Origin of the sequence: Dactylosporangium sp. NPDC050588 (assembly GCF_040654975.1) — a bacterium.
Lineage (GTDB): Bacteria > Actinomycetota > Actinomycetes > Mycobacteriales > Micromonosporaceae > Dactylosporangium > Dactylosporangium maewongense.
In genome coordinates, this window is the sequence record NZ_JBFAJA010000025.1 from 98,527 (window position 1) to 121,780 (window position 23,254).

Genomic DNA, 23,254 nt, shown 5'->3' on the forward strand with positions numbered 1-23,254 from the left:
CAGCCCCTGCCGCTCACCGCGTCGCAGGCCGAGCCCGCCGCCCCCGCGCGAGCCCGCCGCACCCTCGAACCCGCCACGTACCGTCAGGCCCGCCGCACCCGTCAGGCCCGCCGCACCCGTCAGGCCCGCCGCACCCGTCAGGCCCGCCCTCGGACCGCCGCGGCCTCGGACCGCCGCGGCCTCGGACCGCCGCGCTCTCGGACCGCCGCGGCCCCGGCCGTCCCGTCGCCGGATCCGCCGACAGCCCTTGCCGCCCCGGGCACGTCCGGCTGTCCCGGCAGACCCGCCGATCCCCGCCGCCTGCCCTCAGGGCCATTGAGCCCCTGGCTGTCCCGTCGCGCCCACTGCGAGCCACGACGCGGTCCCCGTCGAACCCATTGCGGGCGGGAGCCGCTGCGGGCCGAGACCGGTGCTCGGCGGGTACGCGTGTGCGGGAGCGGCGGTGGAGGGCGGCGGTGTCTGGTCAGCTGGCGTTCAGGGGTCCACTCGGGTCGGGCACGGAGGTGGGTCGGTGCTCGGGCGTTCCGTTCTACGAGACCGTAACACTGCCGACCAAATCGTGGACACGCGTTGTCATCGATTGCCGACTCAACGCGATTGCGTGCTGGTCAGCATAACCGGGAGGCGGTGGCGGAGGGGGGTGCCGGGGCCTGCGGTGAGGAGGCGGCCGGCGTGGGCGGTCAGGGTGCGGGCGGCGCCGGCGTCGCACATGTCGGTGAAGGCGTGCGGGCGGGGTACCGGCGGGCGGGCGGCGATCCGGTCGGCGCCGGTGATGGCGTACAGGCGGCCGCCGAGGGTGGTCAGGGCGACGCTGCCGCCCGCGGTGCCGATCTGGCGCCAGGCGCCGGTCTCCAGTTCCAGGGCAGGCAGGTGCCAGAGGGTGTCGCCGCGGGCGGCGGCGAAGAGGCCGGCGTCGCACAGGGCGAGGCCGCGGGCGCCCGGGGGTGCGTCGGCCACGTCGGTCCACGTCGTGGCGTCGAAGGCCGGGTCGCGGTAGATCAGCCGGCCCGTGGTGGTGAGGGCCCACAGGCCCTGGCGCATCCCGCCGGCGGCCTCGCGGGGGGAGGCCAGGCACAGGACGTCGGGGGCGTCGCCGATACGGTGCCAGGGGAGGTTCTGGCCGCAGGCCTCGCGGGCGAGGAGGGCGCCGTCGGCGTTGACGGCGTAGAGGACGCCGCCGCAGGCGGTGAGGGCGTGCAGCTCGGCCGGGGGGCCGATGACGGTCCAGCCGGCCGGGGACGTCGCGGTGAAGCGGTCCAGGACGTTGCGGGTGATGCGGTCGACGACGGGGTCGGTGAGGCCCTTGCCCCAGTTGACGGTGGCGGCCGTGAAGACCGTGCCGGCGCCGAGGTCGAAGACGCCCATCGTGGCCGCGCCGCCCTGGCCGTAGCGGCGCCAGTGGCGCAGGTCGGCGGTGGCGAGCACGACGAACGACGGCGGGGTCCCGTCGCGGCCGGTGGCGCGGGGCACCCCGCCGACGTCGGCGATGTCGGCGGCGTCGGTCTCGTAGCCGAGGGTGCCCTGGCCGAACTTGTCGCCGTCGCTGAGGCCAGTGCCGTCGAAGACCCAGTGGTCGGCGAACCTGGCGGTGAACGCCTCCCGGCCGATGACGGCCATGCCGTCGCCCCAGGCGCCGGCGCCGCGGCGGAAGCTGACGCCGGTCATCGCGTTCTCGGGGCGGTTGACCGGGGCGCTGGACCACTCGACGGTGACCCGGCCGGGGTCCACTGTGGACATGGGGTCGGTGGTGGCGTCGCGGTGGCAGACCATGGTGCGGCCCCCGTCCTCCAGGCGCATCTGCCACCAGGCGGTGTTGGCGCCGAAGACCGCGAGGTTGCCGCCACGGCGGACGAAGGCCTCGACGGCGTCGCGCTGCTCCCAGGTCCAGTACTCGTCGTGGGCGCAGACGACGAGGGTGCGGTGGCCGTCGAGGATCGCCGGGTCGAGGTGCAGGTCCAGGTTGGAGCAGTAGTCGACCTCGTACCGCGCGACCCGCAGCCAGCGCAGCAGCGGCTCCTCCCAGCGCTCCGGCGGTGGCCCGCCGCCCGGCCGGTCGAAGCTGACGGCGGCCGCGCGGGTCGGCTCCTCCGCGTAGTAGAGACCTTCGCCCGGCACGCCCGCGCGGTTGTACGCCTGCCACGTCGAGAACGGCACCGACACCAGGATCGGCGCCTTCGAAGCAGCCGAAGAAGAAGACGAGGACGAGGAAGACGACGATGGAGACGAAGACGACCGGACCACGAACCAGGCCTCGTCGTCGCCGGCGGCGTTGATCCGTGGCAGGGCACCCGGAGCGGCGAACGTCGCGCGGTACAGCGACGACGGCCACGACACGGGAACCCGCAGTGTCCACGTCGGACCGTCCACTGTGTCCCGGCACATGACGAGCCCGGTGACGGCGTCGGTGACGACGACGGTCGCGGCGCCGGTCGTCACGAACGTCAGCGCGGCCCCGGCCACGACCGAGGTGGCCCGCGCGTACGCCGAGACGGTGACCGCGGCCCCGTCGGCGACGGTCACAGCAGCCCCGTCAGCGTGGACATCGGCACGTCCGAGCCGGCGGCGCGGACCAGCAGCTCCTCGATCGCCCGCAGGTGCGCCTCGATCGCGGCCGGCGGCAGGTACGCGGTGTCGGCCGTGAGCGTGACGACGAGCGCCTGCCCGTCGAGCGTGACGTGCAGGCAGTAGCGGCACGCGACGCGTTCCTGGGTGGCGGGGAAGTCGAATCGGGTGTCGCGCTGCAGGGCTCTCAGGTCGGTCGCCGTTCTCAGGGGCCGGCCGTCGATGAGCCGCATGTCGTTGAAGCAGCAGTACGGGTGGACCGGCTCGCCCCGGGCGGCTTCGGCGTCGGCGAGCATCGCGTCCCACCCGGCGGGGTCGTAGGCGGCGGCGCGGTACCCGCGCAGGGCCGCCTGCCAGCCGGGGCGCAGCAGCGCGCCGAACGTGGGCCGGTCGACGTCGAGGACGAACAGGCCGTCCTGCGACAGCGTGCTGACGAGGTCGCGGTGCCCGGTGGTGAACCGGTTGCCGACGATCGGCATGACGGCGGTCGTCGGGTGCCCGCCGGCGGCAGCGGCGAGCGCCCCGGCGGCGGTGAGCAGCACGGTGGAGCCGCTGACGCCGTGCTGCGCCGCGAGCGCGTCGACGGCGCCGGGCAGCGCGGTGGAGACGATCCGCCCGGTCCAGTAGCGGGGCGCCTGCGGCGGCGCCGCCGTGGTGGGGAACATGGTGGCGGGGATGCGGGTGAACTGTTCGGCCCAGTACGACAGGGCGGCGGCGCCGCGGCGGTGCCCCTCCGGCGACTGCTGCTCCTCGGCCAGGTCGAGGGGGTTGGTCTCGGGGGCGCGCAGGCCGCGGTCGCCGCGCAGCGCGAGCAGCCGCAGCTCGCGGGCGAGGACCTCGGCGCCGTGGCCGTCGGTGGCGAGGTGGCACAGCACCAGGACCAGGTGGCTGACGGCGCTGCCGCGGGTGACGAGCGCGGCCCGCACCGGCCACTCGGCGTGGTAGGCGAAGGCGGTGCCGGCGAGGGTGTCCCGGGCGCGGGCCGCGGCGGCGGCCGGGTCGTCGCCACCGTCCACCATGGACACGTCGAGGACGCCGGCCGCGGCGAGCACCTGCTCCGGTGTGCCGCCGGTGGAGCCGAGCCGGGTGCGCAGCGCCTCGTGGCGGGCGACGAGCGCGGCCAGGGCGCCGAGGGCGGCGTCGACCGGCACGGTCCGCGGGCCGAGGTCGACGATCCGGTCCAGGTTGAAGTAGTGGTCGTTGGGCACCGTGCGACCGATCGCGTTCCAGATGGCCCGCTGCCCCCACGCCAGCGGGCCAGTGCCCGATCGTCCGCCCGCGAACGGCAGCCGGTGCAGCGTGAGCGGCTCAGTCATCGCGCACCGCCCGCTCCTGCATCGTGCCCCCGAGGTCGTCGGCGACCGCCGGCCGCTGCGTGGTGCGCCCGAGGTCGTCGGCGACCGCCCGCTCCTGCACGGTGCGCACGAGGTCGTCGGCGACCGCCCGCTCCTGCACGGTGCGCACGAGGTCGTCGAAGTCGTCGAGGTGCGTGCCGGGCGTGTCCAGGTCGAGCTGGACGCCGAGCTCGTCGTCGAGGGCGTCGACGAGCCGCAGCACGGCGAGGGAGCCGACGCCGAGCGCGGCGAGGGAGCCGCCGCCGGTGAGGATCTCCTCGGTGGTGACCTCGCCGTCGGTGGCGGTGCTGACCATCGTCGCGACCCGGTCGCGGAGCGCCGCGTCGACCGGAGGCGCGCTCATCGGGCGGCCAGCCGCTGCCGCAGGCTCAGCGGGCGGATGTCGGTCCACACCTCGTCGATGTGGGCGACGCACTCGTCCCTGGTGCCGGTGAACCCGGTGCGCCGCCAGCCGGCCGGCGGCTCCTCGGCGGCGTTCCACAGCGAGTGCTGCTCCTCGTCGTTGACGACGACGGCGAAGTCGGTCATCTGGCCTCCCGCAGGTCGGCGATCGCGGCGACGACGCCGTCGATCGTTGGGGTGTCGAAGAAGACGTCGAGCGGCACGTCGACGCCGAGACGCTTGCGGATGCGGACCGCGATCTGGGTGATGGTGAGGGAGTGCCCGCCGAGGTCGAACAGGTCCTCGTCGGGCCCGATGTCGTCGATGCGCAGCACCTCCTGCCAGATGGCGGTGACTATGGCGGTGGTGTCGTCGCCGGTACCGGCGGAGCCCCCGGCCACGGCAGCGACGGCCGGACCGGCAGCGGGAGGATCCGCGGGCGCGGGCAGGGCGGCCCGGTCGAGCTTGCCGTTCGGGGTCAGCGGGAAGGCCGGCAGCTCGACGACGGCCGACGGCACCATGTAACCGGGCAGGGCCTGCGCCACGTGCTCGCGCAGCGCCGCCGGGTCCACGGTGCCGCCGGCGGGCACGACGTAGGCGACGAGGCGGGCGCGCGGGCCGTGCGGGTCGGCGAGGACCACCGCGGCCTGCGCGACCGTGGGGTGGGTGGCGAGCCGGGCCTCGATCTCGCCGGGCTCGATCCGGTGGCCGCGCAGCTTCACCTGGTTGTCGACCCGGCCGAGGAACTCCAGTCCGGAAGCGGCGCGCCGGACCCGGTCGCCGGTGCCGTAGATGCGGGCGCCGGGCGCGCCGAACGGGTCGGGACGGAACCGGTCCGCGGTCAGGCCGCCCCGGCCGCGGTACCCGTGAGCGACGCCGACCCCGCCGATCCACAGCTCCCCGGCGATGCCGTCGGGGACGGGCCGCAGCGCGTCGTCGAGCACGTGGAGGGTGGTGTTGGCGACGGGCCCGCCGATGGTGACGGGGGCGCCGGGCGCGATGTCGGCGAGGGCGGACCACACGGTGGTCTCGGTCGGCCCGTACGCGTTGACGAGCCGCCGCACGAGCGGGGCGAGCTGGTCCGCGAGGTCCGCCGGCAGGGCCTCGCCGCCGGTGACGGCGACCAGGTCGCCGCGGGTCAGCCCGGCCTCGAGCAGCAACCGCCAGCCGGACGGGGTGGCCTGCACGTGGGTGACGCCGTGGCGTTCGACGAGCCGCAGCTGGGTGGCGGCGTCGCGGTGCCGGTCCGGCGGCACGAGGACGATCCGGGCGCCGACGGTCAGGGGCAGCAGCAGCTCGACGGTGGAGATGTCGAACGACAGCGACGTGAGGCCGAGCCAGGTGTCGCCGGCGCCGGAGCCGAGGTGGTCGCGCATCGAGTCGACGAGGTTGGTGAGCGCGCCGTGCGGGACGGCGACGCCCTTGGGCTTCCCCGTCGACCCCGAGGTGTAGATGACGTAGGCGACGTCGTCCGCGGCCGGAACGGCGGGCGGGGTGCCGCCTCCGGACAATGCCACGCCGTCCGCGGCGGGGACGGGCGGCGGGGTGGCACCGGACAGTGTCACGTCGGCCGCCGCGGGGACGGGCGGGGAGTCGCCGCACAGGGTCACGTCGGTCTGGGTCAGGACGAGGGCGGCGCCGGCGTCGTCGCGGATGAACGCGATCCGCTCCGCCGGGTAGTCCGGGTCGAGCGGCAGGTACGCAGCGCCGGTCTCCAGGACGCCGAGGACCGCGACGAGCAGCTCCGCGGTGCGTGGCAGGGCGATCCCGACGAGGGACCCGGGCCCGATCCCCTGCCGCCGCAGGCGGTCCGCGAGGTCGCCGGCGGCGGCGGCGAGCCGCCCGTAGCCGATCCGCCGGTCCCCGCACACGACGGCCTCGGCGGCGGGGTCGGCGGCGGCCCGGGCGAGGAACCTGTCCACCACGGTGTCCCGCGGCGCGGGGCCGACCGTCGACACGTCCACCGTGGACGGCAGGGCCAGGTCGGCGACAGGGGTGTCGGGGGCGGCGACGGCGGCCGCGAGCAGCGCCTGGAACTCCTCCGCGACCTGTTCGGCGGCGAACGACCCCGCGACGAGGTGCAGGCTGCCCTCCACGATCGTGGGGCCCTCGACGAGCTGCAGGTTGGCGGTGCCGCGCACGGCGCCGGGGAACACCAGCCAGTCGACGGTGGTGTCGACGCCGTCGAAGGTGGGCGGTTCGGCCCGCCGCCGGTAGCTGACCGTCAGCGGGGCGAGCGCCGCGCGTGGGGTGAGCCGGACGGCGTGGCTGAGCGGGACGGCGCGGTGCGGGTACAGCTCCCGCAGCTGGGTCCGCAGCGCCCGGGCGAACGCGGCGAACGGCTGCGCGGGGTCCGGCGTGGTGCTGACGGGCAGCTCGTTGACGTGCAGGCCGATCCGCGGCACCGCCCGGTCCGCGGTGGACAGTTCGAGGGCGGTGGTAACGGTGCCGTTGCCGTATCGGCGCAGCAGCGCGTGCCAGGCGGCGAGGAGCAGCTCGAAGTGGGTGATCCCGAGAGTGGCGGCGGTCTCGGCGAGGGCGGCCGTGCCGACGGTGAACGGGACCGCGACGGCCCCGGCGCCGGGCGCGGGGTGCCGGAGGCCGGGCAGCTGCGGCGGGAGCGGCTCCTGCCACCGCGTGGCCCAGAACGTGGCCGCGGCGGCGGTGTCCACGATGGACGAGTCCGCCGGCGGGTCCGCGGTGGGCAGGGTGCCGCCGTTGTACGCGGTGGCGAGGTCGGCGACGAGGACCTGCTTGGAGGTGCCGTCGAAGACGAGGTGGTGCGCGACCACGCACAGCAGGTGCTCGCCGGGCGCGGTGCGCAGCAGCGTGAACCGCGCGAGGGGCCCGCGGCGCAGGTCGAAGGGCGCCGCGACGAGGTCCGCCACGTCCGCCTCGTGGCCGGACCGGACGACGAGGGTGACCTCGGCGCCGTCCGGCGCCAGCGCGACGAGGTCCTCGTCGACGGCGCCGGCGAGCACGGGGTGGCGGGCCACGACCGCGGCGACGGCGGCGCCGAGCCGGTCGACGTCGAGGGCGCCGGTGAACCGGATCGTCACCGCGAGGTGGTAGGCGGGCCCGGCGGCCAGGGTCTGCTCGGTGACCCACACGCCGTGCTGGGCGGGCGTCAACACGGCTGGGGCGGTCACGGTGGTCACGGTGGTCATCGGCCCGCCCTGTCGTCGTCGGGAAGCTCGGAAGGAGAGGGAGGAGAAGAAAGAGAGGGAGAAGCGGGAGAAGCGGGAGAAGCGGAAGGCTCGAGGAGCTCGCGGAGCGAGCGCTTGAGGATCTTGCCGTTGTCGTTGCGGGGCAGCCGGTCCAGGAACAGCACGCGGCCGGGGATCTCGTGCCCGGCGAGCCGTTCGAGCAGGAAAGTGCGCAGCTGCGGCGCGGTGAGCGGGCCGTCGGTGACGACCGCGGCGGCGACGGCGGCGCCGAGGACCGGGTGCGGCACGCCGAACGCGGCGGCCTCCCGGACCAGGGGGTGCTCGTGCAGGGCGTGCTCGATCTGCAGCGTCGACACCTTGTGCGCGCCGGACTTGATGACGTCGCGGTCGCGGTCGACGAGGTACAGGTAGCCCTCGTCGTCGAGCCGGCCGACGTCGCCCATCCGGACCCACCGGCCGTGGAAGACCTCCGCCGTGGCCTCGCCGTCGCCGTAGTACGAGCGGGCGGCGACCGGCGAGCGCAGCCACACGTCGCCGGCCTCCCCCACCGGCAGCGGCCGCCGGTCCGGCCCGGCGATCATCAGGTCGGCGGCGACGGTCGGGCGGCCGAGCGCGGCGGGTCGTTCGGGGTCGAACACCATCGACGTCTGCGCCGGGGCGGCCTCGGTCGAGGTGTAGTAGTTCACGATCGTCGCGCCCGGGAACGCGGCGGTGAGCTCCAGGGCGACCGCCGGTGGCAGGGCGGCGGCGGTGGAGCCGATGAGCCGCACCGTGGACAGGTCGTGTGTCTTGTGCACGCCGGCGTGCAGCAGCTCGATCGCCATGGCGGGGACGAGGAACACGGTGCCGACGGCGTGGCGCTCGACGAGCTTCGCGAAGCGGCCGGGGGTGAAGGTGCCGGCGGTGAGGGCGGCGGCGCGGGCGTTGAGCGCGTTGACGAGCATCGTCTGGCCGGCGTTGCTGCCGACGGGGAACGCGTGCAGGAAGTGCGCGGAGTGCGCGAGGGGGCGGCGGCGCGGGTCGAGGGTGCAGCCGTGGGCGAGGTTGGCGTGGTTGGCGCCGACGCCCTTCGGCACGCCCGTGGTGCCCGATGTGTAGAGGATCTGCGCCAGGTCCCGCGGCGAGGGCGGCGGCCCGTCGAAGGTCCCGCCGCCGAGGTCGGAAAGGGTCGCGGCCCGGACGCCGTCGGGAGAGGAGCGGCCGGCGGCGTGCAGCACGGCGGACGCGCCGCTGTGGGTGAGCACGTGGCGGACCTCGGCGGGGGCGAGCCGGTCCGACATCGGCACGGCGACGAGCCCGGCGCGCAGGACGCCGGTGAACGCGACGGCGTACTCGTGCCAGCCGCCGGTGCCGTAGTGCAGCGCGACCCGGTCGCCGGGCGCGAGGCCGCGGTCGCGGAGCCCGGCGGCGACCGCCCCGGCGCGGGCGTGCCACTCGCCGAACGTGACCCGCTCGTCCCCGGCGACGAGCGCGACCCGGTCCGGCTCGGTGGTGGCCCGGTGCGCGAGCAGCTCCACCAGCGTGGCCGGCACCGCCGGCGCCCGCCCACCCGTCCGCTGCGCGGGCACGGCCGGCGCGGCGGCCGGGCTCGCGGCGGCGGCCGGGACGGCGGCCGGGGTGGTGGTCATCGGGCCGGCTCCAGCTGCCGGGTTTCCTCGGCAGCGGGCACCGGGGTGCGGCGGCGCAGCTCCTGGATGCCGACGAGGTCGTCGGGCAGGGCGTCGGGCACGTCGGCGTCGAAGCGGCGCAGCACCGGAATCCGCAGCCCGGCGGCGACCATCGCGGCCATCGCGAGCCCGAACACGACGTACATGAGGGCGATCCCCCGGCCGGGCCCGGTGCCGATGACCGCGCCGACGGTCCCGGCGAGCGCGCCGCCGGGGGCGAGGAGCGGCTCGAAGAGCTTCGTGCCGAGGGGCGCGACGATGCCGTGGCCGATCGGCAGCGTCGACCAGGCGACCATGGTGTTCAGGGCGAAGACCCGGCCGTGGTACCGCTGCGGCACCTTCACCTGCACGATCGTGGTGTAGACGCCGTTGACGAGCGACAGCGCCGCGGAGAGGCCGAAGGCGCAGGCGCCGACGACCCACACGCTCGCGTGGGTGCCGCCGAGGACGGCGGCGGCGGCGAGGAGGGCGGCGAGGCCGAGCATGCCGCGCAGCCGCTGCCGGCGGGGGCCGCCCCAGAAGCCCATGGCGATGCCGCCGACGATGACGCCGGCGCCGCCGCACATGGCGACCCGCGCGGCGGTGCCGAGGTCGGCGAAGGACAGCACGAGCGGGGTCATGAGCAGGAACAGGGGGGCGAGGAAGATGTTCAGCCCGGCGAACCACAGCAGCATGGCCCGGAAGCCGCGGTGGTGCCACGAGTAGGCGAAGCCGTGCCTGATCTCCGCGAGGAGCGTCTCGCGGCGCCGCCACGGCAGGGTCCGCGGGAACTTCACGACGGCCAGGACGGTGATCGCGACGGTGTAGCTGAGCACGTCGATGACGAGGATGCCGCGCAGGCCGATGCCGGCCATGAGCCCGACGGCGATGAGCGGCACGACGAAGGCGCTGACGCCGCCGGCGAGCTGGACGATGCCGTTGGCGTGGCCGAGGTACTGCTTCGGCACGAGCTGCGGGACCGCGGAGGCGTACGCGAGCCGCTGGAACGTCAGCGCGATCGACAGGGCGGCGAGCAGCGGGTAGATGTGCCACGGGACGAGCGCGCCGGCGACGAGCAGGGCGAGCAGCGCGGCCTGGGTGGCGCCGGCGGCGATGTCACCGGCGAGCATCACCTTGCGCCGGTCGAACCGGTCGACGATCGCGCCGGCGACGGGCCCGGCGAGGATGCCGGGGAGCATGCCGATGACGGCGTAGAGGGCGTACCGGGCGACGGACCCGGTCTCCAGGTAGATCCAGATCGGCAGGGCGAACTCGGTGAGCGCGGAGCCGGTGATGGAGACGAGCTGGCTGAGCGCGACGATGAGGAACCGCGCCATCCCGGGCTGCGCCACCGGCTTCGCGTCCGCCGGGTCGGCCGGGGCGGGAGCGGCGGCGCCGGTGCCGTGCAGCCACCACGACGTCTCCCCCGCCGTCGTGGGCAGCCCTTCGACGGTGCCGCCGTGGGTGCGGGCGACGATCTGCGCGAGCTCCTTCGCCCGGTACTTGAGGAAGAAGTGCCCGGCCTCGTCGAGGAGCACGAGCGCGACCCGGTCGGAGACGAGCAGCCACTCCTTGTACCGCTCCTGGTAGAAGTCGGCGGCGGGGTCGCGGGTGCCCATGACGGACACGATCGGCGCGCGGAGGCGGGCTGCCGCATGGCCACCGCCGCCGTCGAGGGTGGCGGTGAAGTACTCCTCTGCGGCGACGGAGTCGCGGCGCATGTTGCCGATGATGAACTGCTTCTGGGTGTCGTCGAGGTCGGCGACGTCGGCGCCCATCGACGTGAGCCAGTTCTCGTAGACCCGGTTGCCGAGCAGCGGTTCGAGGGCCGCGAACCGGCTCAGGGCGCTCAGCACGCGGCTGCGCGGGCGGGCGAACGGGAACTGGGCGCCGATGTAGACCGCTTCGAGGTCCCGGCCGGCGTTCTCGAGGCGGCGGGCGACGGCGACGATGAGGGCGCTGCCGACGCCGCAGTGGCCGTACAGGGCGATCGGGCCGCTGACGCGCTCCTGGATCTCGGCGGCGACGCGGTCGGCGAGCTCCTCGAAGGGCAGGCGCTCCTCGGTGAGGCCGACGTCGTGCCCGGGGATCGCGACGGACCAGAGGGCGTGCCCGGCCGGCAGCGCGTCGGCGAGGGGCTGGTAGACGACGGCGCTGCCGCCGCCGTACGGGACGCAGACCAGCGACAGGTCCGGCGTGGACGAGGCCTTGGTGAGTTTGTGCAGCAGCCGCCGCGGCCCGCGGTCGTCCTCGGACATGGACGCGAACGCGGCCAGCTCGCGGATCGTCTTGAGGGTGAACACGTCCATGACGCTGACCGGCTGCCCGATGCCGTCCAGCTGCTTGCGGGCGCGGGCGACGACCTGGGTGGCGAGCAGCGAGTGCCCGCCGAGGTCGAAGAAGTCGTCGTCGACGCCGACGGACGGCAGGCCGAGGACGTCGGCCCAGATGGCGGCGAAGACCAGCTCCGCCGGGGTGGTCGGCGGGGCCGACTCGGCGCCGCTCGCGGCCGCGACGGGTGCCGGGAGGGCGCGGCGGTCGAGCTTGCCGCTGGGGCCGAGCGGGAGCTGGTCGAGACCGACGTACGCGCTGGGCACCATGTAGTCGGGCAGGCTCGCCTTCAGCGCCGACTTCAGCGCCGGCGCGTCCGGCTCGGCGACCCCGGTGAGGTAGGCGACGAGCCGCTTGTCGCCGGGCCGGTCCTCGCGGACGGTGACGGCGGCCTCGGTGACGCCCGGCTGGGCGCGCAGGGCGGCCTCGATCTCGCCGAGCTCGATCCGCAGCCCGCGGAGCTTCACCTGGTGGTCGATGCGGCCGAGGAACTCGATGGTGCCGTCGGTGCGCCAGCGGGTGAGGTCGCCGGTGCGGTACAGCCGGCCGCCGGGCGGCCCGAACGGGTCGGGGACGAACCGGGTGGCGGTGAGCCCGGGCCGGTCGTGGTAGCCCAGCGCCAGGCCGACGCCGCCGATGTGCAGCTCGCCGGGGACGCCGGGCGGCACCGGCTGGCCGGCGGGGTCGAGGACGTAGAGGCGGATGTTCTGGATCGGCGCGCCGATCGGGACCGTGTCCAGGTCGCCGGAGCACCGGAAGGCGGACACGTCGACGGCGGCCTCGGTCGGGCCGTACAGGTTCCACAGTTCGGTGCCGGGCAGCGCGGCGGCGAAGGCGCGGACGGCGTCGAGCGGAAGCTCCTCGCCGCTGCAGACGACCCGGCGGAGGCCGGTGCAGGCGGCGACGCCGTCCTCGGCGAGGAACATGGCGAGCATCGACGGCACGAAGTGGGTGGTGGTGACGCCTTCCCGCACGATCAGGTCGCGCAGGTAGGCGGCGTCCTTGTGCCCGCCGGGCTTGGCGAGGACGAGCCGAGCGCCGGTGATGAGCGGCCAGAAGAACTCCCACACCGACACGTCGAAGCTCGCCGGGGTCTTCTGGAGCACGACGTCGGTGCCGTCGAGCCGGTAGGTGCGCTGCATCCAGTCGAGGCGGTTGACGATGCCGCGGTGCGTGTTCGGCACACCCTTCGGCTTCCCCGTCGACCCCGACGTGTAGATCATGTACGCGACGTCGCCGGCCTCGGGCGCGTCCGGCACGGGCGGGAGCTTCCGGGCGAACGCCGACGGGTCGTCGAGGAAGATGACGGTCGCGGTCGTGTCCGGCACGGGCTGCCGGGACTGGGTCAGCAGCACCGGCGCGTCGGCGTCGGCGAGCATGAACGCGAGCCGGTCCGCCGGATAGTCGGGGTCCAGCGGCACGTAGGCGGCGCCGGCCTTGAGCACGCCGAGGAGGCCGACGACGAGGTCGGTGGAGCGTTCGGCGCTGACCGCGACGAGCCCGCCGGGGCCGGCGCCCTCGACGCGCAGCCGGCGGGCGACCCGGTCGGCGGCGGCCTCCAGCTCGCGGTAGGTGAGGCGCCGGTCCTGGAACTGCACGGCGACGGCGTCGGGGGTCCGGGCGGCCTGCGCGGCGATGAGCCCGGGCAGGGTCGCGCCGTCCGGGAAGTCGGCGGCGGTGTCGTTCCAGCGGTGCAGCACCTGGTCGCGCTCGTCCGCCTCCAGCAGGTCCACGGTGGACACCGGCGCACCGGGCCGGGCGACGACGGCGCGCAGCAGCTTGTCCAGGTGCCGGCCGAGGCGGGCGACGGTGGCCTCGTCGAACAGGTCGACGTTGTAGTTGAACGCCCCGCGCAGCCCGCTCTGGTCCTCCATGACGAACAGTTCGAGGTCGAAGCGGGTGCCGGTGGCGCGCAGGCCGAACGGGGTGACGTCGAGCGGGCCGGTGCCCCCGGCGAGGTTGGCGGCGGCGTAGTTCTGCACCGCGAGGACGGCCTGGAACACCGGTGAGCGGCTCACGTCGCGGGGCACGTTGAGCTCGGAGACCAGCTGCGCGAAGGGCAGCTCCTGGTGCGCGTACGCGGACAGGCACGTCTCGCGGGTGCGCTCGATCAGCTCGTCGAACGTGGGGTCGCCGTCGAGGCGGGCCCGCATCGCGAGGACGTTGACGAACATGCCGATGAGCCGTTCGAGCTCCGGCTCGGGCCGCCCGGCGATGGGTGAGCCGACGGCGAAGTCCCGCTGGCCGCTGTGCCGGGACAGCACGACCTGGAAGGCGGCGAGCAGCACCATGTAGACGGTGGCGCCGTGGGTCTTGGCGAGGCGGGTGAGCCCGTCGAGCAGCTCCCGGTCGATGTCGAAGCCGTACCCGGCGCCCTCGAACGTCTGCTGCTTCGGGCGTGGCCGGTCGGTGGGCAGCGCGAGGGGTTCGACGCCGGCGAGCTCGGTGCGCCAGTAGTCCACCTCGCGGGCGAGCGCGTCGCCGGTGAGCCGCCCGCGCTGCCAGGCGGCGAAGTCGCCGTACTGGACGGGCAGCGGCGGCACGGGTGACGGGACGCCGGCGGCGTGGGCGTCGTAGCCGGCGAGGACCTCGCCGACGAGCACCTCGCTGGACCAGCCGTCGCTGATGCTGTGGTGGGTGACGAGCAGCAGCACGTGGTCGTCGGCGGCCAGGCGGACCAGCAGCGCGTGCAGCAGCGGGCCGTGGACGAGGTCGAAGAGCCGGCCGACGGCCTCGTCGACGATCCTGGCGGCGGCGTCCTCGCCGGCGGCGTCGACGACCGTGAGCGTGACCGGCCCCGGTTCGGCGAGCTCCAGGACGGGCCGGCCGTCGTCGGTGACGGGGTAGCGGGTGCGCAGCGACTCGTGCCGGGCGACGACGTCGTCGAGCGAGCGGGCGAGCGCGGCCTCGTCGAGGGCGCCGCGCAGCCGGCGGGCGACCGGGATGTGATACGCGGCGGTCCCGGGCGCGAACTGCTCCATGAACCAGAGTCGTTCCTGGGCGAACGACAGGGGCGGGACGGTGCCTTCGGGCCGGGCCGGGATGGTGGGCCCGGTCTCGGCCGGGCGTCTGCGCAGTCGTGCGGTGAGCAGTGCCCGCTTCGTGGCGGACAGATCCTCCACGGTCATGCCGCCACCTCCGCTGCGCTCCGGCGTCGGCCTGACCTGACGGCTGTGCCCATGATGCCCATCCCTTCGCTTCGCTCCGGGCTGGTCATAACTGCTCCCCCGTGAGCATGTGCCGTGCAGTCTCTTCGTCCATCGCCTCGATCTCGGCGATGAGCAGCGCCTCGACGGCCTGGGCGAACCCGGCGACGGTGCGGTGGGTGAACAACGTGCGGATCGGGACGCTCAGGTCGACGGCGGCGCGGACCCGGGCGACCATGCGGGTGGCGAGCAGCGAGTGGCCGCCGAGGTCGAAGAAGTCGTCGTGCGCGCCGACCTTCTCCACGCCGAGGACTTCGGCCCAGACCCCGGCGACGAGGTCCTCGGCGTCGGTGCGGGGCGCGACGTAGCCGGCCGACGAGCGGACCTCGGGATCCGGGAGGGCGGCCTTGTCGAGCTTGCCGTTGACGGTCAGCGGCAGGGCTTCCAGCGGCACGACCGCCGTCGGCACGAGGTGCGCCGGCAGCGTCGCGGCAAGCGCTTGCCGCACGGCCGAAGGGTCCAGTGATGCCGGTGTCACGTAGCCGATGAGGGCGTCGGTGCGGGCGATGACGGCGGCCTGGCCGACGTCCGGCAGCGCCAGGAGGGCGGCGGTGACCTCGCCGGGTTCGATGCGGTAGCCGCGGACCTTGACCTGCTCGTCGAGCCGGCCGAGGAACTCCAGCTGCCCGTCGGGGCGCCACCGGACGCGGTCGCCGCTGCGGTACCGTCGGGCGCCGGGCGGGCCGTCGGGGTCGGGTTCGAACGCCTCGGCGGTGCGGCCGGGCCGGCCGAGGTAGCCGTGGGCGAGGCCGGCGCCGCCGATGCGCAGCTCCCCGGGGACGCCGGGCGGCACCCGGCGGCCGTGCCGGTCGGTGACGGCGAGGGTGGTGTTCCACAGTGGACGGCCGATCGGCGGCCGTTCGCCGGACCGGTCGCCGGTGAGGTCGGCGGCGGTGGCGATGATGGTCGTCTCGGTGGGGCCGTAGGAGTTGACGAGGCGGACCCGGTCGCCGAAGGCCGCGGTCCACCGGGCGACGGCGGCCGCCTCGACCTGGTCGGCGCCGAGGATGACCAGGCGCAGCCCGGCCGGCCACGGCACGCCGCCGAGGTCGTCGACCAGGCGGTGCCAGTACGGCGTCGGCAGGTCCAGGACGGTGACGCCCGCCCCGGCCGGGGACGCGAGGAAGTCGGGCAGGTCGGCGTCGGCGAAGACCACGGTGCCGCCGGCGGTCAGCGCCGGCCACAGCTCCTCGGCGTGCGTGTCGAAGCTCAGCGCCGCGAACTGGGCGACGGTGTCGGCGGCGGTGATGCCGTAGCCGTCGCGCATCCAGGCGGCGCGGGCGGCCAGGGCCCGGTGCGGGACCAGGACCCCCTTCGGGGTGCCGGTGGAGCCGGAGGTGTAGATGACGTAGGCGGCGTCCTCGGGGTCCGGGTCCACGGGCGCGGCGGCGCCGGTCGCCGTCACCGGGATCGTCCGGACGCCGTCGAAGTGCTGCCCGCCGGTCACGACGACGCCCGCGCCGCTGTCGGCGACCATGAAGGCGAGGCGGGCCGGCGGGTACGACGGGTCGAGCGGCAGGTAGGCGGCGCCGGCCCGCCAGGCGGCGAGCATCGCGACGACGGCCTCGGGGCCGCGGGGCAGGCAGACGCCGACGATCCCGGGCGCGCCCGCCTCCCGCAGGGCGCCCGCCAGGCGGCCCGACGCGTCCCAGAGCTGCGCGTAGGTCATGCCGTCGAGGGCGGCCTTGTCCGGGTGCCCGGCCGCCCGGGACGCGACCCCGTCCAGGACGGTGCCGGTCGGCGGGGCGCCGGCCGTACCGGCGAAGACCGCGGAGCTCAGGAACGCCTCGTCGGCCTCGGTGAGGACGGGCAGGTCACGGACCGGGGTGTCGGGGGCGGCGACCGCGGCGCGCAGCAGCACCTCGAAGCGCTCGGCGAGGGCGGCGACCGTCCCGGGGCGGAACAGGTCGCTGCGGTAGCCGAAGACGCAGACGAGCTCGTCGCCGGAGCGCCAGACGTCGAGCATCACGTCGACCTTCGTCTGCGCGTGACCGCCGTCGATCTCCACCGCGGTCAGCGGGCCGAACGGGTGCGGCCCGCCGTGCCGGTCGCCGTCCTGGCTGTGCACGGTGAGCAGGGTCTGGAACAGCGGGTTGCGCGACAGGTCCCGCTCGACCCGCAGCTCGTCGAGGAGCCGCTCGAACGGCATGTCCTGGTGCGAGAACGCGCCGAGCGCGGTCCGGCGGGTGGCCTTCAGCAGGTCCCGGAACGTGCCGCCGCCGCTGAGGTCGGCGCGCATGACGAGGGTGTTGGAGAAGTAGCCGACGAGCGGCTCCAGGTCGGGGTCGTTGCGGCCGGCGACCGGCACGCCGACGCTGACGTCGTCCTGCCCGGTGTGCCGCTGGAGCAGCAGCTGGTAGGCGGCGAGCAGCACCATGAACGAGCTGACCCGCTGCTCGCGGGCGAAGGCGTCCAGCGCCGCGGCGCCCGGGACCCGGCGGGTGTGGAAGGCGCCGTCGGACGTCTTCGAGGTGGGCCGCCGCAGGTCGGGCTGCAGTTCCAGCACGGCGGCGCCGGCGAGCTGCTCGCGCCAGAACGTGGTGTCCTGCTCGGCGCCGGCGGCGCGCTGGGCCCGCGCGTAGGCGGCGTACGTGGTGGGCAGCGGCGGCTCGTCGAAGGTGCCGGCGTAGCGGCGGGCGAGCTCGTCGCGCAGCACGTTGAGCGACCAGCCGTCGGCGACGATGTGGTGCACGACGAGACTGAGCACGTGCTCGTCACCGACAGTGACCAGCGTGGCACGCAACAGCGGGCCCTCGGCGAGGTCGAACGGGGCGTTGCTGCGCTCGGCGAGCAGCGCGGCGAGGTCCTCCTCGGCGCAGGCGACCTCGTCCAGGACGGGGGCCGGGCCGGCCGTCGCGAACGGGCGGCCGTCGACGGCCGGGAACCTGGTGCGCAGCGTCTCGTGCCGCTGGGCCAGGCCGTCCAGCGCGGCGCGCAGCCCGGCCGGGTCGAGCTCACCGGCGAGCCGCAGCACCAGCGGGATGTTGTAGGAGGCGTCACCTGGGTCGAGCTGGTCCAGGAACCAGAGCCGTTCCTGCCCAAAAGACAAAGCTCCCGACACGAGTCCCCCTCTCGTCGGCGTGACCATCGGTAAGGTACGAGTCGATACGTAAACTGTCAACAATCCTTACGATTAACCTAGTGAATCGACGGCGATGAGCCCGTCGATGCCGGTTCGCGCCGGGCGGGCCCGCATCGTCGCGCGGCGGTACGATGAGCGCCGGTTCGGACATGAGCCGCGGGCGCGACAGCGCCCATTCCGTGCACGGGCCGAGTGGGTCGGCTTTGAGCTCCGAGGATTGCGCTTCATGTCCGTGTACCGATCTGTCGATCGACCAGACAGCTCTCCCGCGGCGGCGCCGCGGACCCAGCCGCACACGGAGCGGCCACGGCTGAGCGGGCCGGCGGCCCGGGCGAGCGCGCGGGTCGCCGCGGAGGCGAGCCGGGCGGCCGCCAGGCAGGCCCGGCTGGCCTCCGCGATGCTGCGGGAGCGGCAGCAGGAGGTCGCGGCGGCCCGGGCCCGGCTGCTGGAGCTCTTCGAGCAGGTGGCCCCCCGCCTCGCCCGCGCGCAGGGCTCCTTCCTGGCCGGGGCGGCCACCCGCGTCCCACCCGCCGGCGAGAACGCCTCTCCACCGCCCGGGCAGGACCGGCGGTCACCGACCCAGGCGTGATCGACTCGGGGTGATTGCTGCGATTCGGCGACCATCCGCGGGTATCACCTCTTCAAGCGCCCCGGCGAGAGGGAGACTTGAGGGGGCGCGCGGCGCGACCGCCCCCGCGTGCCGCCACAGGAGTCAGATGGACCTGACGATCACGGTGTCATCCCAGCGCGACGAGGACCTCGTGGAGGTCGCCGGCTCGGTCGACTACGCGACCGTGCCGTACGTGCGGCAGGTGCTGTTCGAGCTGTTCGACGCCGGACGGTGCCGGATCGTCCTCGACGCCTCCCGGCTGCGGGTCATCGACGCCGCCTCGATCAGGAACCTGCTGTGGCTGCGCGAGCGCGCCGGGCAGCTCGGCGGCGAGCTGCGGCTGGTGGGCGCGACCGGCGCCGCGTTGACCGCGCTGGAGATCACCGGCGTCGCGAAGCAGTTCGGGGCGTACGACCGGGTCTGCCGGCCCGAGCGGGCCGACCGGCGCGTCGTCGACCTCGGCAGCCTGCGCCCCGGCCCCGACCAGTGGCCCATCGAGGTGACCGGCCTGCTCGACCGGCTGCACGCGATGCCGGCCGGCGGGCCCGACCGCGGCCGGGCCCGCGAATCGATCATCGAGCTGTGCCTGCCCGCCGCGCACCGGCTGGCGCGGCGCTACGCCGGCGCCGGGGAGCACCTCGACGAGCTCACGCAGACCGCGTCGCTGGCGCTGGTCAAGGCCGTCGACGGCTTCGACGCGTCCCGCGGGGTGGAGTTCGGCGCATACGCGACACCGACCATCGTCGGCGACCTCAAGCGGTTCTTCCGCGACCAGACCCCGGGCATCAGGATGCCGCGCCGGCTGCAGGAGCTGCGCCTCGCCGCGGGACTCGCCCGCGACGACCTCACCCAGCGGCTCGGCCGCTCGCCGACGGCTGCCGACGTCGCCGCGGACCTGGGCGTCGGCGAGGAGGAGGTCGTGGAGATGCTCGGCGCGGCGTTCGCGGACCGGCCGCTGTCGCTGAACGCGCCGGGCCCCGGGTCCGACTTCGACAACGCGACGCTGATCGACGCCCTCGGCGGCGACGACCCGGCGTTCGGCCTGGTGGAGTACCGCAGCTCGATCGCGGTCGTCATGGCCGAGCTGCCGGAGCGCACCCGGCGGATCATCAGCCTGCGCTTCTACGGCAACCTCACCCAGGCGGAGATCGCCCGCGAGCTCGGCCTGTCGCAGATGCACGTCTCGCGGCTGCTGCAGCAGACGCTCGACCTGCTGCGCCGACGGCTGACGGAATGAGCACGGTGGCCGCCCCGAGGGCCGTCGTCGTGGTCGGCGCGTCCGCGGGCGGCGTCGAGGCGCTGCGGACGCTGATCGCCGGCCTGCCCGCCGACCTGCCCGCCGCGGTCTGCGTGACCCTGCACATCCCGCCGACCATGGTCAGCGCCCTGCCACGGATCCTGTCGCGGGCCGGCGCCCTGCCCGCCAGCCATCCGGCCGACGGCGCGCCGCTGCTGGCCGGTCACGTGTACGTGGCACCCGCCGACCGGCACCTGCTGCTCGACGGCGACCACGTCCGGCTGTCGCCGGATCCGCAGGAGCACGGGCACCGGCCGGCGATCGACCCGCTGTTCCGGTCGGCGGCACGGCACTGGGGGGCGCTGGTCGCCGGGGTGGTGCTGTCCGGCAGCGGCGACGACGGCACCAGCGGGCTGCGGGCGGTCGTGGCTCGTGGCGGTGCGGCGTTCGCGCAGGCACCGCAGGAGGCGCTGTTCCCGCGGATGCCCCGCAACGCGGCCGAGCGCGTCTCCGGCTGCCACGTCCTGCCGGTGGCCCGCCTCGCCCCCGCGCTGGCGGCCTTCGCCGCGGCCGTCGCCGGCGCCGACGTCACGCGTCCGGACCCGCCGCACCCGTCGCCCACCGAGCCGCCGCGATCGGTGCCCGGCCTGCCGGACCTGCCGGCGGGGGTGGCGGACGCGCTCCGGGTGGCGGTGCGCAGCCTCGAGGAGAAGGCCGAGCTGAGCGAGCGCATGTCGGCCACGGCGCTGGACCGCGGCAGCGCCACGACCGCCGACCGCTACCGGAGGGCGGGCGCCGAGGCGTCCCGCGCCGGCGCGGTGATCCGCGAGTTGATCATCCGGATCGGCGCCGCCGGGCCGTAGCGCGACGCACCCCCGTGGCGGCCGTGTCGGCGCCGGTCCCGGGCGGTACGGTTCGTCGGTGACGGGTGTTGCGGAAGGGCGACGATGACCGGGCCGGACTACGCCTTCGAGGCGCTGCTGACGTACCTCAAAGAGGCACGGGGCTTCGACTTCACGGGGTACAAGCGCTCCAGCCTGATGCGCCGGGTCAACCGGCGGATCGCGCAGCTCGGCATGCACGGCTACAGCGAGTACCTCGACCAGCTCCAGGTCCACCCCGACGAGTTCACGACGCTGTTCAACACGATCCTCATCAACGTCACGAGCTTCTTCCGTGACTCGGAGCCGTGGGACTACCTGCGCACCGAGCTGATCCCGCGGATGCTGGCCGAGTCGAAGCCGGACGCGCCGCTGCGGATCTGGAGCGCCGGGTGCGCGTCCGGCGAGGAGGCGTACACCCTGGCGATGCTGCTCTGCGAGGTGCTCGGCCCCGACGAGTTCCGGCGCCGGGTCAAGATCTACGCGACGGACGTCGACGAGGAGGGCCTCACCCAGGCCCGGCAGGCCGTCTACAACGAGCGTGACGTGCAGGCCCTGCCCGACGGGATGCTGGAGCGCTACTTCGACGTCGCCGGCAACCGGTACACCTTCCGCAAGGACCTCCGCCGGTCGGTCATCTTCGGCCGCAACGACCTGGTCCAGGACGCGCCGATCTCCCGCATCGACCTGCTCGTCTGCCGCAACACCCTGATGTACTTCAACGCCGAGACGCAGGCGCGGATCCTCACCAGGTTCCACTTCGCGCTGGCGCCGGCCGGGCTGCTGTTCCTCGGCAAGGCGGAGATGCTGCTGAGCCACGCCAGCCTGTTCGCGCCGGTCGACCTGAAGCGGCGCGTGTTCCGCCGGGCCGCCCGCCCGGCGTTCCTCGGCGACCCGGTCCTGGCCGTCCCGGCGCCGGCGCTCGACGCCTCGCGGCTCACCGGCCTGGACCGGCTGCGGCACGAGGCGTTCACGGCCGGCCCGGTCGCGCAGATCGTGATCACCGCCACGGGGGTGGTCGCGCTCGTCAACCATCAGGCGGAGACGCTGTTCGGGCTGTCGTCCGCGGACTGCGGCCGGCCGTTCCGCGACCTGGACCTCTCCTACCGGCCGGTGGAGCTGCGCGGGCACATCGAGAAGGCCAAGACCGACCGCCGGGTCGTCCGGGTCGCCGACGTGCAGTACACCACCGGCCAGGGTGAGAAGCTCCACCTCGACGTGCAGATCCACCCGCTCACCGACGGCTCCGGCGAGCTGCTCGGCGCGGCGATCGTCTTCCAGGACATCACCACGGCGCGGCGCCTGCAGCAGGAGCTGGAGCACTCGAACCAGCAGCTGGAGGCGGCGTACGAGGAGCTGCAGTCCACCAACGAGGAGCTGGAGACCACCAACGAGGAGCTGCAGTCCACGGTCGAGGAGCTGGAGACCACCAACGAGGAGCTCCAGTCCACGAACGAGGAGCTGGAGACGATGAACGAGGAGCTGCAGTCCACGAACGACGAGCTGCAGGCCATCAACGAGGAGCTGCAGGACCGCACCGGGGAGGTGCACGAGTCGAACGTCTTCCTCCAGGCGATCCTCAGCAGCCTGCGCTCCGGGGTCGTCGTGCTCGACCCGGAGCTGCGCGTCATGGTCTGGAACCGGCGCATGGACGACCTGTGGGGCATCCGCGCCGAGGAGGCCGTCGGCCAGCACTTCCTCAACCTCGACATCGGCCTGCCCACCGACCAGCTCCGGCCGCTGATCCGCTCGGTCCTCGGCCCCGGCCCGGCCCAGGACCACCTGACGCTGAGCGCCATCAACCGGCGCGGCCGCCCGACCTCGCTGCGCATCGCCGCGAACCTGCTGGTCGACGGCAACGACACCGCCGCCGGCGCCATCCTCGTCATGGACCCGGTGACCCCCACCGAGGACCCCACCCAGCCGGACCCGGCCGCCGCCGTCGACGAGCACCAGACCGGGCACTAACCCCCCGGTCCCGCCCCTCAGGGGCGCAGGGTGCACCAGACGGTCTTGCCATCCGCGGTGCGGGTGGCGCCCCAGGCCACCGTCAGCGCCTCGACGATCATGAGGCCGCCGACGCTGCCGGCCGGGGCGGACAGGCGGGGCAGCGAGGGCGCCCGGTCGCGGACCGCCAGGTGCAGGTACCGCCCGCGGGTCGACACCCAGGCGGTGACCGGCGCGGCCCCGTGCCGGAACGCGTTGACGACCAGCTCGGTGATCACCAGCTCGGCGGGGCCGGTGAGCGCCTCGCGGCCGTGCCGCCGGCAGAAGGCCCGCACCACGTCGCGGGACTGGGCAAGGCCCCCGGCCAGGCCCCCGACCAGGCCATGGACGTCCCACCCGACCTGCACGGCCCCCTCCTGCCGGGCCGCCAGCGCCTCCGCCTCCGCCAGGCCCGCGGCGACCGCCGTGTGCCGGACGATCGCGAAGCTGTCGAGGTCACGGGCGACGGCGGGCGCGGCCGAGTGGATGACGATCTGCGCGCCGGGCCAGGCGGCCGCCGCCCGCGACAGCGAGAGGAACACCGTCAGCGCGACCGGGTCGGCGACCGTCACCCCGGCGAGGTCGACGAGCACCGCGGCCGGCTCCCCGGCCAGCGCCTTGAGCACGGCCTGCCGGAGCACGGCCGCGGTGAGCGGGTCCAGCGTGCCCCGCGCGGTCACGTAGGCCAGCGGCGGCCTGTGCTCCAGGTCGCAGACGAGGAGGTCGGCCGGCACGGGTCGACTGTAGCCCCGGACCGGCCCCGCCGCGCGCGGGGCCGGCCAGGGGCGTCAATCTCTGCCCACCGCACAG

At 75.0% G+C, this 23,254-nt stretch carries 13 protein-coding genes; 4 read left to right on the top strand and 9 right to left on the bottom strand.

Translation table 11 applies throughout. From position 1 onward, the window contains the following. Positions 1-588: 588 nt before the first annotated feature. The 8 genes from AB0I21_RS19360 to AB0I21_RS19395 form a co-directional block, all read right to left on the bottom strand. Complete coding sequence (locus AB0I21_RS19360; RefSeq protein ID WP_360562813.1) at positions 589-2,520, bottom strand: N,N-dimethylformamidase beta subunit family domain-containing protein; 1,932 nt, start codon at positions 2,518-2,520, stop codon at positions 589-591. Continuing rightward, a complete protein-coding gene (locus tag AB0I21_RS19365) occupies positions 2,517-3,878 on the bottom strand; it encodes a condensation domain-containing protein (protein WP_360562815.1) in 1,362 nt (453 codons plus the stop codon). The genes AB0I21_RS19360 and AB0I21_RS19365 overlap by 4 nt, the downstream gene beginning before the upstream one ends. Then, a complete protein-coding gene (locus AB0I21_RS19370; protein ID WP_360562817.1) occupies positions 3,871-4,260 on the bottom strand; it encodes a hypothetical protein in 390 nt (129 codons plus the stop codon). The genes AB0I21_RS19365 and AB0I21_RS19370 overlap by 8 nt, the downstream gene beginning before the upstream one ends. Further along, complete coding sequence (locus AB0I21_RS19375; RefSeq protein WP_360562819.1) at positions 4,257-4,445, bottom strand: MbtH family NRPS accessory protein; 189 nt, start codon at positions 4,443-4,445, stop codon at positions 4,257-4,259. Before AB0I21_RS19375 ends, AB0I21_RS19370 begins: the two co-directional genes overlap by 4 nt. After that, a complete protein-coding gene (locus tag AB0I21_RS19380) occupies positions 4,442-7,465 on the bottom strand; it encodes an amino acid adenylation domain-containing protein (protein WP_360562821.1) in 3,024 nt (1,007 codons plus the stop codon). Before AB0I21_RS19380 ends, AB0I21_RS19375 begins: the two co-directional genes overlap by 4 nt. Further along, positions 7,462-9,093, bottom strand: coding sequence for an AMP-binding protein (locus AB0I21_RS19385; RefSeq protein WP_360562823.1), 1,632 nt, complete (start codon positions 9,091-9,093; stop codon positions 7,462-7,464). Before AB0I21_RS19385 ends, AB0I21_RS19380 begins: the two co-directional genes overlap by 4 nt. Further along, positions 9,090-14,570, bottom strand: coding sequence for an amino acid adenylation domain-containing protein (locus AB0I21_RS19390; protein WP_360562825.1), 5,481 nt, complete (start codon positions 14,568-14,570; stop codon positions 9,090-9,092). The genes AB0I21_RS19385 and AB0I21_RS19390 overlap by 4 nt, the downstream gene beginning before the upstream one ends. Before the next feature lie 85 nt (positions 14,571-14,655). Further along, the gene (locus AB0I21_RS19395; RefSeq protein WP_360562826.1) at positions 14,656-17,709 is read right to left on the bottom strand and encodes an amino acid adenylation domain-containing protein; all 3,054 of its coding nucleotides are present in this window, start codon (positions 17,707-17,709) and stop codon (positions 14,656-14,658) included. Positions 17,710-17,956: 247 nt separating this feature from the next. Here AB0I21_RS19395 and AB0I21_RS19400 point away from each other — a divergent pair, with 247 nt between their 5' ends. The 4 genes from AB0I21_RS19400 (at position 17,957) to AB0I21_RS19415 (ending at position 22,426) form a co-directional block, all read left to right on the top strand. Further along, complete coding sequence (locus tag AB0I21_RS19400) at positions 17,957-18,319, top strand: hypothetical protein (protein WP_360562828.1); 363 nt, start codon at positions 17,957-17,959, stop codon at positions 18,317-18,319. A gap of 127 nt (positions 18,320-18,446) precedes the next feature. After that, the gene (locus AB0I21_RS19405; protein WP_360562830.1) at positions 18,447-19,577 is read left to right on the top strand and encodes a sigma-70 family RNA polymerase sigma factor; all 1,131 of its coding nucleotides are present in this window, start codon (positions 18,447-18,449) and stop codon (positions 19,575-19,577) included. Next, positions 19,574-20,440, top strand: a complete 867-nt coding sequence (locus AB0I21_RS19410; protein ID WP_360562832.1) for a chemotaxis protein CheB — start codon at positions 19,574-19,576, stop codon at positions 20,438-20,440. The genes AB0I21_RS19405 and AB0I21_RS19410 overlap by 4 nt, the downstream gene beginning before the upstream one ends. Before the next feature lie 84 nt (positions 20,441-20,524). Beyond that, positions 20,525-22,426, top strand: a complete 1,902-nt coding sequence (locus AB0I21_RS19415) for a CheR family methyltransferase (RefSeq protein ID WP_360562834.1) — start codon at positions 20,525-20,527, stop codon at positions 22,424-22,426. Positions 22,427-22,443: 17 nt separating this feature from the next. Here AB0I21_RS19415 and AB0I21_RS19420 read toward each other — a convergent pair whose 3' ends face one another. Continuing rightward, positions 22,444-23,178 (bottom strand): STAS domain-containing protein, encoded by a 735-nt coding sequence (locus tag AB0I21_RS19420; RefSeq protein WP_360562836.1) that lies wholly within the window; start codon positions 23,176-23,178, stop codon positions 22,444-22,446. Positions 23,179-23,254 lie beyond the last annotated feature (76 nt).